The 14,880-nt window shown below is 72.8% G+C and carries 13 protein-coding genes; 6 read left to right on the forward strand and 7 right to left on the reverse strand.

The genetic code is table 11. The annotated features are described in order from the left end of the window. Positions 1-35 precede the first annotated feature (35 nt). Both ABD080_RS04370 and ABD080_RS04375 read right to left on the reverse strand, forming a co-directional pair. A complete protein-coding gene (locus ABD080_RS04370; RefSeq protein ID WP_343903769.1) occupies positions 36-1,670 on the reverse strand; it encodes an NAD(P)/FAD-dependent oxidoreductase in 1,635 nt (544 codons plus the stop codon). 17 nt (positions 1,671-1,687) lie between these two features. Then, entirely contained in the window at positions 1,688-3,532 is a 1,845-nt protein-coding gene (locus ABD080_RS04375) for a Na+/H+ antiporter (protein WP_343903770.1), read from the reverse strand. A 108-nt stretch (positions 3,533-3,640) separates the two neighbouring features. Here ABD080_RS04375 and ABD080_RS04380 point away from each other — a divergent pair, with 108 nt between their 5' ends. Together ABD080_RS04380 and ABD080_RS04385 are read left to right on the forward strand one after the other, a co-directional pair. Beyond that, positions 3,641-4,468 carry a hypothetical protein gene (locus ABD080_RS04380; RefSeq protein WP_343903771.1) on the forward strand — a complete coding sequence of 276 codons (828 nt, stop codon included), beginning with the start codon at positions 3,641-3,643 and terminating at the stop codon, positions 4,466-4,468. A gap of 23 nt (positions 4,469-4,491) precedes the next feature. Beyond that, complete coding sequence (locus tag ABD080_RS04385; protein ID WP_343903772.1) at positions 4,492-5,703, forward strand: toxic anion resistance protein; 1,212 nt, start codon at positions 4,492-4,494, stop codon at positions 5,701-5,703. A gap of 72 nt (positions 5,704-5,775) precedes the next feature. Here the strand turns inward: ABD080_RS04385 and ABD080_RS04390 are convergent, their stop codons facing one another. The 4 genes from ABD080_RS04390 to ABD080_RS04405 all read right to left on the reverse strand — a co-directional run bounded on the left by ABD080_RS04390 (position 5,776) and on the right by ABD080_RS04405 (position 10,023). Then, positions 5,776-7,116 (reverse strand): MFS transporter, encoded by a 1,341-nt coding sequence (locus tag ABD080_RS04390; protein ID WP_343903773.1) that lies wholly within the window; start codon positions 7,114-7,116, stop codon positions 5,776-5,778. A gap of 102 nt (positions 7,117-7,218) precedes the next feature. Continuing rightward, complete coding sequence (locus ABD080_RS04395; RefSeq protein ID WP_137769334.1) at positions 7,219-8,178, reverse strand: 3-hydroxyacyl-CoA dehydrogenase family protein; 960 nt, start codon at positions 8,176-8,178, stop codon at positions 7,219-7,221. A 112-nt stretch (positions 8,179-8,290) separates the two neighbouring features. Next, positions 8,291-9,064, reverse strand: a complete 774-nt coding sequence (locus ABD080_RS04400) for an SDR family NAD(P)-dependent oxidoreductase (protein WP_343903774.1) — start codon at positions 9,062-9,064, stop codon at positions 8,291-8,293. Positions 9,065-9,102: 38 nt separating this feature from the next. Beyond that, a complete protein-coding gene (locus ABD080_RS04405; protein ID WP_343903775.1) occupies positions 9,103-10,023 on the reverse strand; it encodes a sugar phosphate isomerase/epimerase family protein in 921 nt (306 codons plus the stop codon). A 294-nt stretch (positions 10,024-10,317) separates the two neighbouring features. Between ABD080_RS04405 and ABD080_RS04410 the strand changes: the two genes are divergently transcribed. Genes ABD080_RS04410 through ABD080_RS04425 form a run of 4 tightly spaced genes read left to right on the forward strand, consistent with a single transcriptional unit; the run spans position 10,318 to position 14,090 of the window. Continuing rightward, positions 10,318-12,021: a dihydroxyacetone kinase family protein gene (locus ABD080_RS04410; protein ID WP_343903776.1), complete on the forward strand. Its 1,704-nt coding sequence runs from the start codon at positions 10,318-10,320 to the stop codon at positions 12,019-12,021. A 37-nt stretch (positions 12,022-12,058) separates the two neighbouring features. Further along, a complete protein-coding gene (locus ABD080_RS04415; protein WP_137769338.1) occupies positions 12,059-12,529 on the forward strand; it encodes a ribose-5-phosphate isomerase in 471 nt (156 codons plus the stop codon). 5 nt (positions 12,530-12,534) lie between these two features. Continuing rightward, complete coding sequence (locus tag ABD080_RS04420) at positions 12,535-13,284, forward strand: triose-phosphate isomerase (protein ID WP_343903777.1); 750 nt, start codon at positions 12,535-12,537, stop codon at positions 13,282-13,284. A 56-nt stretch (positions 13,285-13,340) separates the two neighbouring features. Then, a complete protein-coding gene (locus ABD080_RS04425; RefSeq protein ID WP_343903778.1) occupies positions 13,341-14,090 on the forward strand; it encodes a hypothetical protein in 750 nt (249 codons plus the stop codon). Here ABD080_RS04425 and ABD080_RS04430 read toward each other — a convergent pair. Then, on the reverse strand, positions 14,071-14,751 hold the full coding sequence (locus tag ABD080_RS04430) for a GntR family transcriptional regulator (protein ID WP_343903779.1): 681 nt from the start codon (positions 14,749-14,751) through the stop codon (positions 14,071-14,073). The genes ABD080_RS04425 and ABD080_RS04430 overlap by 20 nt on opposite strands. Positions 14,752-14,880: the final 129 nt, after the last annotated feature.

The raw sequence follows: 14,880 nt of genomic DNA on the forward strand, positions 1-14,880 counted from the left end.
CCCGGAGGACACATGCGGTCAAGGCCACAGGCGGATCAGTCGGTGCGGGCGAGGTGCTCGTGGATGCGGGAGACGACCCCGGCCCCCTCCCCCGTCGCCGAGGCCACACGCTTCATCGAGCCGGAGCGCACGTCCCCCGCGCAGAAGACGCCCGGCACGGAGGTCTCGAGCTCCGCGGGCGGCAGCCCGCCGCGCCAGTCCTCCCCCGGCACGTCACGGCCGGTGAGCACGTAGCCCTTCGCGTCGCGACGCACCGCGTCGGGCAGCCACTCGCAGTGGGGCTCCGCGCCGAGCAGCAGGAACAGGCCCTGGACGGGGCGGCGCTCGCGGGAGCCGTCGCGCTCGAGCTCGAGCCAGGCGAGGTCGCCGTCCTCCGCGCCGCCGTCGACCACCCGTGTGGAGCCCTCGACGGTGATCCGCGGGTTCGCCGCGATCTCGGTGATGAGGTAGGCGCTCATCGTGGAGCGGAGGTCCGGGCGGCGCACCGCGATCGTCACCGAGCGGGCGAAGCGGGCGAGGTGCACGGCCGCCTGACCGGCGCTGTTGCCGCCGCCGACGACGACCACGTCCTGCCCCTCCATCTCGCGGGCGGCGGTCATCGCGGCGCCGTAGTGCACGCCGCGGCCCACGAGCTCCTCGAGCTCGGGCACCCCGAGCCGGCGGTAGGCCACGCCCGTCGCGACGACGACCGTGCGGGCGAGCAGCTCCCCCGCCTCGGTGCGCACCCGGTGCGGGGCGCCGTCCTCGCCGGGAACGAGCTCCTCCGCCTCCCAGCCGGGGAAGAAGCGGGCGCCGAAGCGGATCGCCTGGCTGCGGGCGCGGGTGGACAGGCGCATGCCGGAGATGCCGCGCGGGAAGCCGAGGTAGTTGCGGATCATCGAGCTGCTCCCGGCCTGCCCGCCGACGGCGCCCGCCTCGAGCGCGAGCGTCGTGAGCCCCTCGCTCGCCGCGTAGACGCAGGCGGCGAGGCCCGCGGGTCCCGCGCCGACGACGACCACGTCGAGCACCTCGTCGACGTCCGCGAGGGAGGCGGCGTCGGACCGGCCGACCAGCTCACGGGCGAGGGTGCGCACGTCCGGCACGTGGCGGGGCGGGCGGTCCTGCGTGACGACCTGCGGGTACGGGCCGACGTCGCCCGGGCCGGGCGGGTGCACGCCGTGCGGGGTGCCGCCGCGGAAGAGGTAGTCGTGCAGCTCCCGCGCGACCGGCTCCCCGGGCGGCGCGATGATCCGCACGGTCTCCACCTGCGGGGCGGCGATCGTCGCGGTCCACTCGTTCAGCAGCTCGACGACGGCGGAGTGGAACTCCTCGTCCCGCACGCCGCGCGGCATGAGCAGGTGCGCGTCGAAGGCGCCCATGGCGACCTTGTGGCGCAGCGCCTGCGCGTGCTCGAGGAACCGCGGCCAGGGGGTCACGGCGAGCCGGCGCGCGGTGGGGACGAGCGCCCGCTGCTCGTGCAGGGCGTGCTTGAGGGAGGGCGTGGGCAGGGTCGTGTCCAGCACCATGAGGGCGAGCGGGGCGCCCTCCTCCTCAGCGCGGCGGATCAGGGCGACGCCCTCCTCGAGGGACGGCGCGACGGTCACCGCGTACTCCGCGGCGTAGCGGCCGAACTGGGCCCGCAGCACCTCCTCGTTCTCGGCGGTGACCAGCAGGATCATCGGATCGCTCATGAGAACTCCTCGCGTCGTCAGGCGGTCGCGTGGTGGATGTAGCACCAGCGCCAGGTCTCGCCCGCCTCCGCGGACTGCATGACCGGGTGGCCGGTGTCGTGGAAGTGGTTCGTCGCGTGCTGTGCCGGGGAGCTGTCGCAGCAGCCCACGTGCCCGCACTCGAGGCACTGGCGCAGGGCGACCCAGCGGGCACCCTCGGCCACGCAGCTCGCGCACACGGGGTCCTCGGGCGTCTCCGCGATGGGGAAGGCCTGCAGCTCCTCGCACCAGCCGCCCTCGCCGGCGCCGGTCGCGACCATGTCGCCGTGCGCGCCCTCCGCCTCGTCGAGCATCGACTCCTCGAGGTCGAGCATGCCGAGCACCTCGCGGATCACGTGGGACGGCGTGCGGCCCTTGCTGCGGATCTCGAGCACCTTCGTGCGCTCGGCGCGCAGCATCCTCCGCCGCACGCGGGTGTACGCCTGGCTGGGCGTCTCGTCGTCCGAGGAGGTGGACAGCCGCTCCCAGGCGGCGAAGCTGCGCTGGTCCACGCGGGCACGGACCCCGGCGATCACGTCCTCCGGGGTCTCCCCCGCGCAGGTCTCGAGCTCGGCGAGGCCGGCCTCCCCCGCCTTGTGCAGCACGGTCGCGCGGGCGAGGGCCTCGACGGCCGGGTCCTCGGGGCGCACCCGCAGCAGCCGGGTGAGCCAGGGCAGGCTCAGGCCCTGGAGGTAGAGCGTGCCGAGCACGACCGTGAGCGAGGCGAGCACGAGCAGGTCGTGGTGCGGCACGGAGGCGGGGATGACGAAGACCGCCGCGATCGTCACGACGCCGCGCATGCCGGCCCAGGAGACGACGAGCGCATGGGACCACGGCTCCCGGTCCCGGTCCTTCCGGGTGAGGTTCTGGATCCCGTGGACGAGGCTCACCCACAGCACGCGCAGCACGATCACCGCGGCGAGCACGGCGAGGCAGAAGCCGATCGCCCGGAGCGCGGAGACGCTGCCGTCGAGGCCCGCGACGATGCTCGCCGCCTGCAGTCCGATCAGCAGGAAGACGGCGTGCTCGAGCAGGTAGGCGATGCTCGTCCAGGTCACCCGCTCGGTGATGCGGGAGGCGGAGGTCTGCACGATCGGTGCCTTGTGGCCGATCAGCAACCCCGCGACGACCACCGCGATGACGCCCGAGGCCTCGATCTCCTCCGCGACCAGGTAGGCGGCGAAGGGGATGACGAAGGAGATGCCGGTGTCGATGAGCGGATCGTGGACGAGCCGGCGCACCTGCACGACGACGAGCGCGACGAGCAGGCCGATGATCAGCCCGCCGCCCGCGGCGACGACGAAGTCCTCCGCGATGGTGGCGACGGCGACCGTGCCGGAGATCGCGGCGATCGCGGTGCGCAGGGAGACCAGGGCCGTCGCATCGTTGAGCAGCGACTCGCCCTCGAGGACGGTGACGATCTGCCGGGGCAGACCGATCCGTCGGGCCACCGCGCTCGCGGAGACCGCGTCCGGCGGGGCGACGACGGCGCCGAGCGCGATCGCGACCGGCCAGCCGACGTCGGGCATGATCGCCATGACCACGGCGGCGACGCCGAGCGTCGTGAGGACGACGAGCGCGACGGAGAGCAGCAGGACGGGGACGATGTTCGCCTTGATGTCCTGGATCGAGGTCTGCAGCGAGGTCGAGTAGAGCAGCGGCGGCAGCAGGCCGAACAGCACGAGCTCCGGGGAGAGCTCGACCGCGGGGATCATCGGCAGGAACGAGCCGACGAGGCCGACGGCGAGCAGCACCATCGGCGGCGGAAGGCGCAGGCGCTCGGCGAGCGCGGTGCCCACCAGGGTGGCGACCGCGAGGCCCACGACGAGAAGGAGGATGTCCACTCCAGGGATCATGCCGCACCCGGGCCGCGTCCGGGAGGCTCCGGGCGTACCCCCAGGGGGCGGCGATAGGCTCGGGGGGTTCCGCCCTCGACCAGGACCGGGGTGACCGTGACCGACAGCAGCGACCGCCCGGACCCGGGGCCCACCGCGCCCGGGGAGCAGGACCTGCCCTGGAAGGCGACGGCGGAGCGCCGCGACCTGTGGGGGCCGGTCGAGAAGCCCCCCGAGGGCACCGTGCACACGCCCGGCGCCCCGCGCCGCGGGCGCCTGCTCGGCCTGGGGCTGCCGCTCCTGCTGGGCGTGCTCGCCGGCACCGCGACCCTCCTGCTCGGCATCGGCGGGATCGGCGGGATCGCCCTCGCCGCCGGGGTCGGCGTGGTCGCCGCGGGCGGCAGCGGGGTCGGCCTGCGCGCCCTGCGCCCCGAGCCGCCGCTCCTCGAGCCCGCCGGGGCGGAGGTCGCCGACGGCACCCGCACCCTACTCGAGGGGATCCTCCGCGACGCCGCCGCCGGCCACGAGCGGATCGCGGGGCTGCGCGCGAGCAGCCGCGACGCGGCCGTCGGCCCCGTGCTGGGCCGCGCGGAGGACCTCTACACCCGGATCGAGGCGCTCGCCCGCACCGAGGAGGTGCAGTCGCGGCGACCGTCCGACGGCGGCCTCGCCCTGCTCGAGGGCATGGCGGACCGCTACGTGCCCGAGCTGCTCGACGCCGTCGAGGACACCTCCGGGTTCCTCGCGACCTTCGCGGGCACCGCCCGCGAGGAGGCCCTGACGAACCTGCGCGGCATCGACGAGCAGCTCACCGTGCTCGGCGAGAGCCTCGAGGAGATCGAGAAGGACCTCGTCGCCGGCGTGACCCGCTCCCTCGACGTGCACGCCGAGTTCCTCCGCACCCGCTTCGCGGACCACCACGTCACCCCGACCATCGACCTCTGACCCGCACGAGACCAGGAGAAGCCATGGACAAGCTGCAGCCGCCCACCCCCGAGCCGGAGATCGTCGCCGCGGAGCCCGTCGAGGAGCTCAGCGAGGAGAAAGCCGTCTCCCTCCTGAACGACCTGCCCGCCGAGCAGGCGAAGGAGCTCGAGCAGCGGGCCGGCAGCTGGATCGACGAGGTCTCCGCGCTGAACCCGCACTCGCAGGAGTTCAGCGCGCAGGTCGCCGCGATCGGCGCGGTCGCCAAGAAGACCTTCGAGCGCACGGGCGCCTCGAGCTCCCGCTTCATGGAGCAGTCGATGCGGGACGCCCGCGACGGCGGCGCCCAGGAGAAGGTCGCCCAGAGCCTCGTCCAGCTGCGCACCCGCATGGAGGACCTCGCCCCGAAGCCGGACACCTTCGCCACCAAGGCGCTGTCCTTCCTGCCCGGCCGCGGCGCCGCGAAGCGCTACTTCCGCGGCTTCGAGTCCAACCAGAAGCAGCTCGACGAGGTGCTCCAGGCGCTGGGCCGCGGGCAGGAGATGCTGCAGCGGGACAACGCCGAGCTCGCCGTGGAGCGCCGCGCCCTGTGGGAGGACCTCCAGAACCTCCAGAAGGCCTCCCACCTGCTGGGCCAGCTCGACTCGCAGGTCGTGGACCGGGCCGCGCAGGCGCGGGCGGAGGGCCGGGCCGACGTCGCCGACGGTCTCGAGCGGGACGTGCTCTTCGCGGTGCGCCAGCGCCGCCAGGACGTCGCCACCCAGATCGCCGTGACCGTCCAGGCCTACCTCTCGATGGGCCTCATCGAGGACAACAACACCCAGCTCGCGCGCGGCGTGGACCGGGCCCGCACCACGACCGTGACCGCGCTGCGCACCGCCGTCATCACGGCGCAGGCGCTCGAGAACCAGCAGATCGTGCTCGACCAGATCGACGCGGTCAACCGCACCACGAACGACCTCATCGACCGCACCTCCCAGATGCTCGCCCAGAACACGGCGCGCATCCAGGAGCAGGCGGCCACCTCGGGCGTCTCCCCCGAGACGCTGCAGCGCGCCTTCGACAACCTCTTCACGACCATGGACGGGATCGACGCCTTCCGCGCGAAGGCCAACGAGAACTTCCTGACCACCGTGAACGCCCTCGAGCAGCAGGTGGGGCGTGCCCACCCGTACGTCGAGCGGCTCCAGCACGACGCCGCCGAGGGCCGCACCCTCGAGGGCGGGACCCGCACGAACCTGTCCATCGAGGACTGAGCCGGCGCACGCGGGCGGCCCTGCCCCCGGTGACTCGGGAGCAGGGGCCGCCTGCGTGCTGCGGGAGCGACCTCAGACGGACGTGTCCACGCGGGTGCCGTCCGGCTGGACGCCCGGGGTGGCCTCGACCGGGTTCCGGCCGGCCCAGGCGCGCATGCCGATCGCGGCGCCGATCGCCCCGAGCACGAGGACCGCGCCCAGGAAGAACATGCCGTTGACCGGGTTGCCGGTCGCGTCCGAGACCGCGCCGACCACGTAGGGGCCGACGAAGCCGCCGATGTTGCCGAAGGAGTTCACGAACGCGATGCCGACGGCCGCGGTGGCGCCCACGAGGTAGCGGGTGGGCAGCGCCCAGAACACGCCGGCGACCGCGTAGAGGAAGAACGCCGCCATGGACATGGCCGCGATCTGCAGCGGCCCCGGCGGGGCGACGGCGGCGAGCAGGATGCCGATCGCCGCGCCCACGTAGATCACGATGAGCGGGATCCAGTTCTCGCTCATGCGGGCGGCGAGCCGCGAGGTGACGAAGATGCCGATCACGCCGAAGAGGTACGGGATCGTGGCGAGCCAGCCCGTCTCCGCGGAGGAGTCGCTGAAGGCGCTGATCACGGTGGGCAGCCAGAAGCTCAGGCCGTAGATGCCGACGGTCGAGGGGAAGAAGAGCAGGGCGAACACCCACACGTACTTCGAGCGCAGGGCCCGCAGCGGGTTCGCGTGCGACTCCTGGCCGTAGAGCAGGCGGTCCTTGTCCAGCTCGGTCTCGATCCAGGTCGCCTCCGCGTCGGACATCCACGGGGCCGAGCGCGGGGTGTCCCGCAGCCACAGCAGGGTGGGGACCGCGGCGATCATCGCGACGACGCCCGCGAGGATGAACAGCCAGTGCCATCCCTGCAGGCCGAACCAGCTCAGCTCGAGCACGACGCCGGAGAGCGGGCCCATGACGAGGAAGGCGATCGGGGCGGCGAGCACGAAGGTGCCGGTGGCCTTGGTGCGGTGGCGCTGCGGGAACCAGAAGGTCAGGTAGAACAGCACGCCCGGGTAGAAGCCGGCCTCGGCGACGCCCAGCAGGAAGCGCAGCAGGTAGAACAGGCCGGTCGAGTTCGTCAGCGCGGTGAGGGCCGTGATGAGACCCCACGTGAAGAGGATCCGCGCGAACCACTTCCGGGCCCCGACCTTGGGGAGGATGTAGTTCGAGGGGACCTCGAAGAGGAAGTACGCGAGGAAGAACAGGCCCGCGCCGAGGCCGAAGGCGGCGTCGCTGAGGCCCACCTCCGCGGACATCTGGGTCTTCGCGAAGCCGAGCACGGAGCGGTCGATGTACGCGATCGTGTACAGGACCATGACGAAGGGCACGATGTGCCAGGTGATCTTGGAGATGAGCTGGCGCTCGTCGATCTGGGCGGATGATTCCACGATGAATCCTCTGGGCGAGTAGGGCAGGGGGATGCGCCGCCGGGCCGGCGGGCGCATGGCCCGCCGGCGGCGGTCAGGGTGCTGCTGGGGTGGAGGCCCGGGTCAGGAGGCCTTGGGGGCGGGGCCGAGCTCGGCGAGGAGCTGCGACATCTTCGCGTAGGCGTTGTTGCGGTAGGCGACGAGCTCGGCGCTCGTGGCCTCGTCGTAGGTGCCGAGCAGGCCGGCGCCGTTCTTCACGCCCTTGCGGTCCGCGGCGACGGCGTCCTTCAGCAGCTGCGGGGTCGCGAGCCGCTCGCCGAAGGCGTTCTCGAAGGTCTCGAAGCAGTTGGCGTAGACGTCGAGGCCGGCCTGGTCGGCGATCGCGAAGGGGCCGAAGAAGCCCAGGCGGAAGCCGAAGGTCGTGCGGACGATCGTGTCGACGTCCTCCTTCGTGGCGACGCCCTCCTCGACGATCGACATGGCCTCCTTGAGCAGCACGTACTGCAGGCGGTTGAGGACCATGCCGGGGGTGTCCGCGACCTGTGCGCCCTGGTTGCCGGAGCGCTCGAGCAGCGCCTTGACGGCCGCGACGGTCTCCGGCGTGGTGGCCTCGCCGGCGACGAGCTCGACGCCCGGGATGAAGGGAGCCGGGTTGGAGAAGTGCACGGTGAGGAAGCGCTCGGGGTGCTTCACGGCGCTCTCGAGCTCCTTCACCGGGATGGTGGAGGTGTTGGTGCCGATGATCGTGTCGGGGCGGGCGTGCTCGGAGATGAGGCCGAGCACCTGGCGCTTGACGTCGAGCCGCTCGAAGACGGCCTCCTCGACGAGGTCGACGTCCGCGACGGCCTCCTCGATGGTCCTGCCCGCGGAGATGTTCTTCTCGACGAGGTCTGCGCTGCCGGGGGCGAAGAGCCCCTGGGCCTCGAACTCGCGGGCCTCGTTGCGGAGACGCTCGAGGGAGGCGTTCGCGGTCTCGACGCTGACGTCGGCGAGGGTCACGTCGAGGCCGGCGATCGCGAGGACCTGGGCGATGCCGCCGCCCATGTAGCCGGCGCCGACGATCGTCACGGTGGAGATGGTCATGCTGGGGGACTCCTTCGTCTGTGCTGGGCCGCGGGCCCGGGTCGTGCCCGGTATCTCTCGCCGCGGCGACAGCAGTGATCCTATGGGATATCTGGTGAGTGTGGGGGGCCGGTCAGACCATGTGCTTGCCGCCGTCGACGAAGACCGAGTCCCCGTTGACGAAGCTCGAGTCCTCGCTGGTCAGGAACTTGATGAGGCCCGCGACCTCCTGGGGCTGGCCGACGCGCTGCAGCGGGATGTCGGCGGACATCCCGGCCTTGCGCTCGTCGGTGAGGGTGCCGCCCATGATGTCGGTGTCGATCGGGCCCGGGACGATCGCGTTGCAGGTGATCCCGTGCTTGCCGAGCTCACGGGCGCCGCCGCGGGTCAGGCCCAGCACGGCGGCCTTCGCCGCCGCGTAGCCGATCTTGGAGAAGGTGCCGCCGCCGTCGTAGGCGGTGATCGAGGCGGTGTTGACGATGCGGCCGCCGTGACCGCCCTCGATCATGCGGGTCGCCGCGGCCTGCATCATGAACAGGGTGCCCTTGGCGTTGACGTTCATGACGCGGTCCCAGGTCTCCCCGTCGAGCTCGAAGATCGAGTGCGGGCTGGGGATGCCGGCGAGGTTCACCTCGGCGATGACGGGCGGGAGCTCCCGGTCGATCACCGCGAAGGCGGCCTCCACGGAGTCCTTGTCGGAGATGTCGACGCCGACGCCGATCACCGTGCGGCCCGACTCGGCGGCGAGCTCCGCCGCGAACTCCTGCACGGCGGCCTCGTCGATGTCGAGGGCGGCGACGTCCCAGCCGGCGGCGGCCAGGGCGCGGGCGACGTGGCGGCCGATGCCGCGCGGGGCGCCCGCCCCGGTGACGACGGCGGTGCGCTCCTGGGGAAACGTGCTGGTCATTGCTGCTCCTTCGCAGGGTGATGACGAGGGGATCGGGGTCAGGCGAGGGCCGAGGTGAGCACCTGGCGCACGTACTGCACGTTCTCGGCGATGACGCCGAGCGAGTCCGAGCCGTAGTGCTCGCAGCAGAACGGGCCGGTGTAGCCGAGCTCGACGGCGCGGCGGATCACCTGGCGGTAGTTGATGTAGCCGTACTTGAGCGGGGTCGGTGCGGTCGCGTAGGCGCCGGTCGCCGGGTCGAAGTCCCGCGAGTAGTTCTTGATGTGCCAGAAGTTCGCGTGCGGCAGCACCTTCTCGAACATGTCCTGCCAGGGCTCGACCTCGCGGTGCAGGCGCACGATGTTGCCGATGTCCGGGTTCAGTCCCACGTTCGCGTGGTCGACGTCGCCCAGGAAGGAGACGGCGTCGTCGGCCGTGCCGACGTAGGTGTCCTCGTACATCTCGAGGCTGATCTGCACGCCGTTCTCCTGGCCGAGGTCGCCGAGCTCGCGGATCCGCTCGATCGCGAGGTCGCGCAGGGCCGGGTCGTCGTGGTGGCCGTCCTCGAGCCAGAACCACACCGAGTCGTTCTGCGCCGGGGTCGTGGCCTGCATGAAGCCGGTGTTCACGACGGTCACGCCGAAGCTCGGGGCGAGCTCGACGAAGCGGCGGGCGTCGGCGAGGTTCTGTTCGCCGTTCTCGACGTCCACGACGGAGTTGCGGGTCATGGAGATCGAGGCGAGGGACAGGCCCTCGCCGTCGAGCACGCGGCGGAACTCCTCGAGGCGCTCGTCGGAGAGCTTCGCGAGCGGCAGCCAGGCGTCGGTGGGGTCGATCTGGTCGACGCCGAGCTCCTTGACCTGTCGCAGCTGCGAGGCCCAGACCGAGGACGAGGCCTCCAGGGTGGGGGTGCCGTCCGGCGTGGTGTTGCCGAAGGACAGCATGTTGGCGCCGATCGGCCAGTTCTCAGCGGTGAGCATCAGGTGCCTTCCTCGATGAAGTGTTCGCCGGGAATCCTATAGGAAGATTCGCGAGGTGGCGACCCGCGGCTCTCGTCGACCCCGCCGAGGCCGCTCGAACCTCTCCTGCCGCGCCCACCCTGCGGCAGCATCCGAGCAGGTAGGAGCAGAACTTTCCCGCCATCTCGCCGCGCGCCGCATGTTCCTATAGGATCGTTTCCGTCGACGGGTCGTCCCCACGCCCCGAGCGGTCGACGACGACCCCGCCCCGTCCACCGCGCCGCACCGCCGCCGGCGCCCGCCCAGGAGTTCCCGATGACGAAGCTCTACAACGACCCCGCCCAGTTCGCCGCCCAGGCGGTCCGGGGTCTCACCCTGTCCCACCCCGAGCACGTCGCCGAGGTCCACGGCGGCGTCGTGCGCCCCACGCTGACCCCGAAGGGCCAGCCCGCCCTCGTGATCGGCGGCGGCTCCGGCCACTACCCCGCCTTCGCCGGCTGGGTGGGCCCCGGCATGGGGCACGGCGCCCCGTGCGGCAACGTCTTCGCCTCGCCGTCGGCCTCGCAGGTGTACTCCGTCGCCCGCAACGCCGAGAACGGCGGCGGCGTGATCCTCGGCTTCGGCAACTACGCCGGGGACGTGCTGCACTTCGGCCTCGCCGCCGAGAAGCTCCGGGCCGAGGGCGTGGACGTGCGCATCGTCAAGGTCAGCGACGACATCGTCTCCAACACCCCTGACCAGCACCGCGACCGCCGCGGCATCGCCGGCGACCTGCCCGTCTTCAAGATCGCGGGCGCCGCGATCGAGGCCGGCGCGGACCTCGACGAGGCCGAGCGGATCGCCTGGAAGGCCAACGACGCCACCCGCTCCTTCGGCGTCGCCTTCGACGGCTGCACCCTCCCCGGCGCGGACGACGCCCTCTTCCACGTGCCGGCCGGCCAGATGGGCGTGGGCCTCGGCATCCACGGCGAGCCCGGTGTGCGCGACGAGCCCGTCGGCTCCGCCGACGAGATCGCGACCCTGCTCGTCGAGGGCCTGCTCGCCGAGCGGCCCGAGGGATCCTCCGGTCGCGCCGCCGTGATCCTCAACGGCCTCGGCACCGTGAAGTACGAGGAGCTCTTCGTGGTCTACGCGAAGGTCGCCGAGCTGCTCGAGACCGCCGGCATCACCCCGGTGCGCCCCGAGGTCGGCGAGTTCATCACGAGCCTCGACATGGCCGGTCTCTCCCTCACCCTCGTCTTCCTCGACGAGGAGCTCGAGCAGCACTGGCTCGCGCCCGTCGACACCCCCGCCTACCGCCGCGGCGCCGTCGCACCCGTCGAGCGCGAGCAGCGCGAGAGCTACTGGACCCCCGGCGCGGACCCGGTCCCCGCCGCGAGCGACGACTCCCGCGCGACCGCCGCGAAGGTCGCGGACGTCCTGGACCTGTTCCAGGCCGTCTGCGCCCGCGAGGAGGCCGAGCTGGGCCGCATCGACCAGATCGCCGGTGACGGCGACCACGGCCAGGGCATGGCCTACGGCTCCACGGGCGCCGCGAAGGCCGCCCGCGCCGCGCTCGACGAGGGCGCCGGCGCGCGCACCCTGCTCGTCCGGGCCGGTGAGGCGTGGTCCGAGTCCGCCGGCGGCACCTCCGGCGCGCTCTGGGGCGCGGCGCTCACCGCCGCGGCGGGCGTCTACTCCGACGACGACGGCGCCACCCCGCGCACCGTCGTCGACGCGCTCGACTCCGGCATCGACGCGGTGCTGCGCCTCGGCGGCGCCCAGGTGGGCGACAAGACCATGGTCGACGCCGCCGTCCCCTTCCGTGCCACCCTGGAGAAGGCGTTCACCGGGGAGAACCCGGCCGTCGCGATCCTCGAGGCCGCGGGCGCCGCCCGCGAGGCGGCCGCCGCGACCGCGGAGATCACCGCCCGCCTCGGCCGCTCCCGCGTGCTGGGCGAGCGCTCGCTCGGCACCCCCGACCCGGGCGCGATCTCGTTCTCGATCCTCATGACCGAGCTCGGCGAGCACCTGTCCTGACGTCCTGACCAGCACCACCACCCCTGAGGAGATCACCATGGCCCTGCGCATCGTCACCGGATCCGACAACGCCGGCTACGGCCACAAGTCCGCCCTGAAGGAGCTGCTCGAGAACGACCCGCGCGTCGAGTCCGTGACCGACGTCGGCGTCGGCGGGCGCGAGGACGGCGAGCTGTACCCGAACGTCGCCGTCGCCGCGGCGGAGAAGGTCGCCGCCGGCGAGGCGGACCGCGCCCTGCTCATCTGCGGGACCGGCCTGGGTGTCGCGATCGCCGCGAACAAGGTGAGCGGCATCCGCGCCGTCACCGCCCACGACCTGTACTCCGTGCAGCGCTCCGTCCTCTCGAACAACGCGCAGATCCTCTGCATGGGCGAGCGCGTCATCGGCCTCGAGCTCGCCAAGGAGCTCGTGAAGGTGTGGCTCGACCTCGAGTTCGACCCCACCTCCTCCTCCGCCGAGAAGGTCGACGCGATCTGCGCCTACGACGGCTCCCTCGAGCAGGCCTGATCCCCATGAGCACGCTGTGGGTGGGCACCAGCTGGAAGATGACGAAGACCCTCACCGAGGCGCGGGCCTGGGCGGAGGGGCTGCGCGAGCACCTCGACACCGTCCCGGACGGCGTGCAGCCCTTCGTCATCCCCTCCTTCACCGCCACCACCACGGTGCGGGAGATCCTCGGCGAGGACTCCCCCGTGCTGCTCGGCGTGCAGAACGCGCACTGGGAGGACACCGGCGCCTGGACCGGCGAGGTCTCCGTCCCGCAGGCGAAGGACGCCGGCGCGCAGATCGTCGAGATCGGCCACTCCGAGCGCCGCGAGCACTTCGGGGAGACCGTGGAGACCACACGGCTCAAGGTCGCCGCGGCCCTGCGCCACGGCCTCACCCCGCTGCTGTGCATCGGGGAGAGCGCGGGGGTGAAGGAGGCCGGCGGCTCGAGCGCGTTCATCCTCGAGCAGGCCGCGGGCGCCCTCGAGGGCCTCTCCGAGGAGGAGCTCGCGCGCGTGGTCATCGCCTACGAGCCGATCTGGGCGATCGGCGAGAAGGGCCGACCGGCCACGACCGAGGAGCTCCGCGAGCCCTTCGCCGCCCTCGGCGCGCAGTACACCGGCCGCGTCGCCGGGCTGCTCTACGGCGGCTCCGTCAACCTCGACAATGCCGCGGAGCTGCTCGGCATCGAGCACGTGACCGGCCTCTTCGTGGGCCGCACCGCCTGGGAGCTCGAGGGCTACCTCGAGCTGCTCGCGATCGCCGGGCGGTCCTGAGAGCCCTCTCGGGGAGCGGTCGTATCCTGGTCCGCACGGCGACGTCAGGGGGAACCATGGCACAGCGGATCGGCACGCTCCGGGTCCGGCCGCGGCGACGCGGCCGATGGCTCACGATCGGTGTGCCCGTCACCTCCGGGCTGGTGCTCGGCATCGGCAGCTTCCTCACCCTCGGCGTCGCGAGCCTGATCGGCGGCGGCACCCTGCTCGCCCCGCTGCTCGCCGGCCTCGGCATCGGCGTGCTCGTGGGCGGCACCCTGGGCCTCGCCCTCCGCAACCGCCGCGCCGCCCCCGTGCGACTGCAGGACTCGGGCGTCGCCATGCCCGAGGGCACCCTCCCCGCCCTCGAGGGGATCGTCCGCACCACCCGCCGTCGGCGCCGCGACCTGCAGCGGGTGCGCCGGCACGTGCGCGATCGCACCGTGCGGCCCGTCCTGCGGCGCGCGGAGACGCTGCTGCTGCGGATCGACGCGCTCGTCGCGAGTCCCGCGCTCCGGACCCGCCGCCCCTGGGACGACGACGTGCTCCTGCTCGAGGGCATGGCCGAGCGCTACGTCCCGGACCTCGTGCGCGCCGCGGAGGACAACGCGGGCTTCCTCACCGCCCCCGGCGACGGCCTGCGGCAGACGGCACTCGCGAACCTCCGCAGCATCGACGCCCAGCTCGACGCCCTCGCCATGCGGCTCGACGAGGTCGAGGGGCGGCTCGTCTCGGGCGTCACCCGGGAGCTCGACGTCCACGCCGAGTTCCTGCGCGTGCGCCTCGCCCAGGGCGAGCCGGTGCGGGTCAGCCCTCCGCTGCGCTGAGCGAGCGGGCGAGCACCCCGTCGAGGTGCGCGGCGAGGGCCTGCAGCGCCCCGTCGTGATGGTGCTGGCGCACCTTCTCCAGCACCATCCCGTGCTCCTCGTGGGCCACGCGGCCGTCGAAGGTCTCGGGCCCGCCGGACCAGGTCTGCCGCATGCGGTGGCTGTAGGTGCTGAGGTTCTCGACCATGGTGCGCAGGTAGCGGTTGTCCGCATGGGCGAAGAACACCTGGTGGAAGGCCCAGTCCGCCCGGAAGTGCTCGTTGAGCAGCTCGTAGTCCTCGGCGCCCGCGGCGTCGATCTGCGCGAGCACCTCGGCGTGGCGGGCGTGCGCGGCCTCGAGATCGGCGACGAGCGCGTCCCACTGGGTGAAGGCGCGACCCAGGGCCGCGGACTCGACGACCTTGCGGGCGTCGAGCAGCTCGGTCATGTGCTCGGCGTCTAGCGGCGGGGCGACCACGTAGCCGCGCAGCGCCACGTACTCGACGAGGCCGGAGCGCTCGAGGGCCACCATCGCCTCGCGCACCGGGGTGGGTGAGACCTCGAGGTCGCGGGCGAGGCCGTCGATGCTGAGGCGGGAGCCGGGGGCCCAGCGGTTCTCGAGGAGGCGCTGGAGGATGAGCTCCTCGACCTCGTCGCGCAGGACCTGTCGTCGGATGGCCAAGGGGCGGCTCCTTCGGGCGGGGCGGCGGCTCCCGGTGTCCGGACTGCCGATCGGGCTTCCCATAGGATAACGGGGCCCGCGCCGAGCCGAGGAGCCTCCCACGACCACCATCGCGCCCCGCCGCTTCGG

It is taken from the genome of Brachybacterium rhamnosum, assembly GCF_039526185.1.
Taxonomy (GTDB): Bacteria; Actinomycetota; Actinomycetes; order Actinomycetales; family Dermabacteraceae; genus Brachybacterium; species Brachybacterium rhamnosum.

Coding starts and splice junctions, on each gene's coding strand:
- ABD080_RS04370 (WP_343903769.1), bottom strand. CDS start 1,670: ATGAGCGATCCGATGATCCTGCTGGTCACCGCCGAGAACGAGGAGGTG.
- ABD080_RS04385 (WP_343903772.1), top strand. CDS start 4,492: ATGGACAAGCTGCAGCCGCCCACCCCCGAGCCGGAGATCGTCGCCGCG.
- ABD080_RS04395 (WP_137769334.1), bottom strand. CDS start 8,178: ATGACCATCTCCACCGTGACGATCGTCGGCGCCGGCTACATGGGCGGC.
- ABD080_RS04400 (WP_343903774.1), bottom strand. CDS start 9,064: ATGACCAGCACGTTTCCCCAGGAGCGCACCGCCGTCGTCACCGGGGCG.
- ABD080_RS04405 (WP_343903775.1), bottom strand. CDS start 10,023: ATGCTCACCGCTGAGAACTGGCCGATCGGCGCCAACATGCTGTCCTTC.
- ABD080_RS04410 (WP_343903776.1), top strand. CDS start 10,318: ATGACGAAGCTCTACAACGACCCCGCCCAGTTCGCCGCCCAGGCGGTC.
- ABD080_RS04415 (WP_137769338.1), top strand. CDS start 12,059: ATGGCCCTGCGCATCGTCACCGGATCCGACAACGCCGGCTACGGCCAC.
- ABD080_RS04420 (WP_343903777.1), top strand. CDS start 12,535: ATGAGCACGCTGTGGGTGGGCACCAGCTGGAAGATGACGAAGACCCTC.
- ABD080_RS04425 (WP_343903778.1), top strand. CDS start 13,341: ATGGCACAGCGGATCGGCACGCTCCGGGTCCGGCCGCGGCGACGCGGC.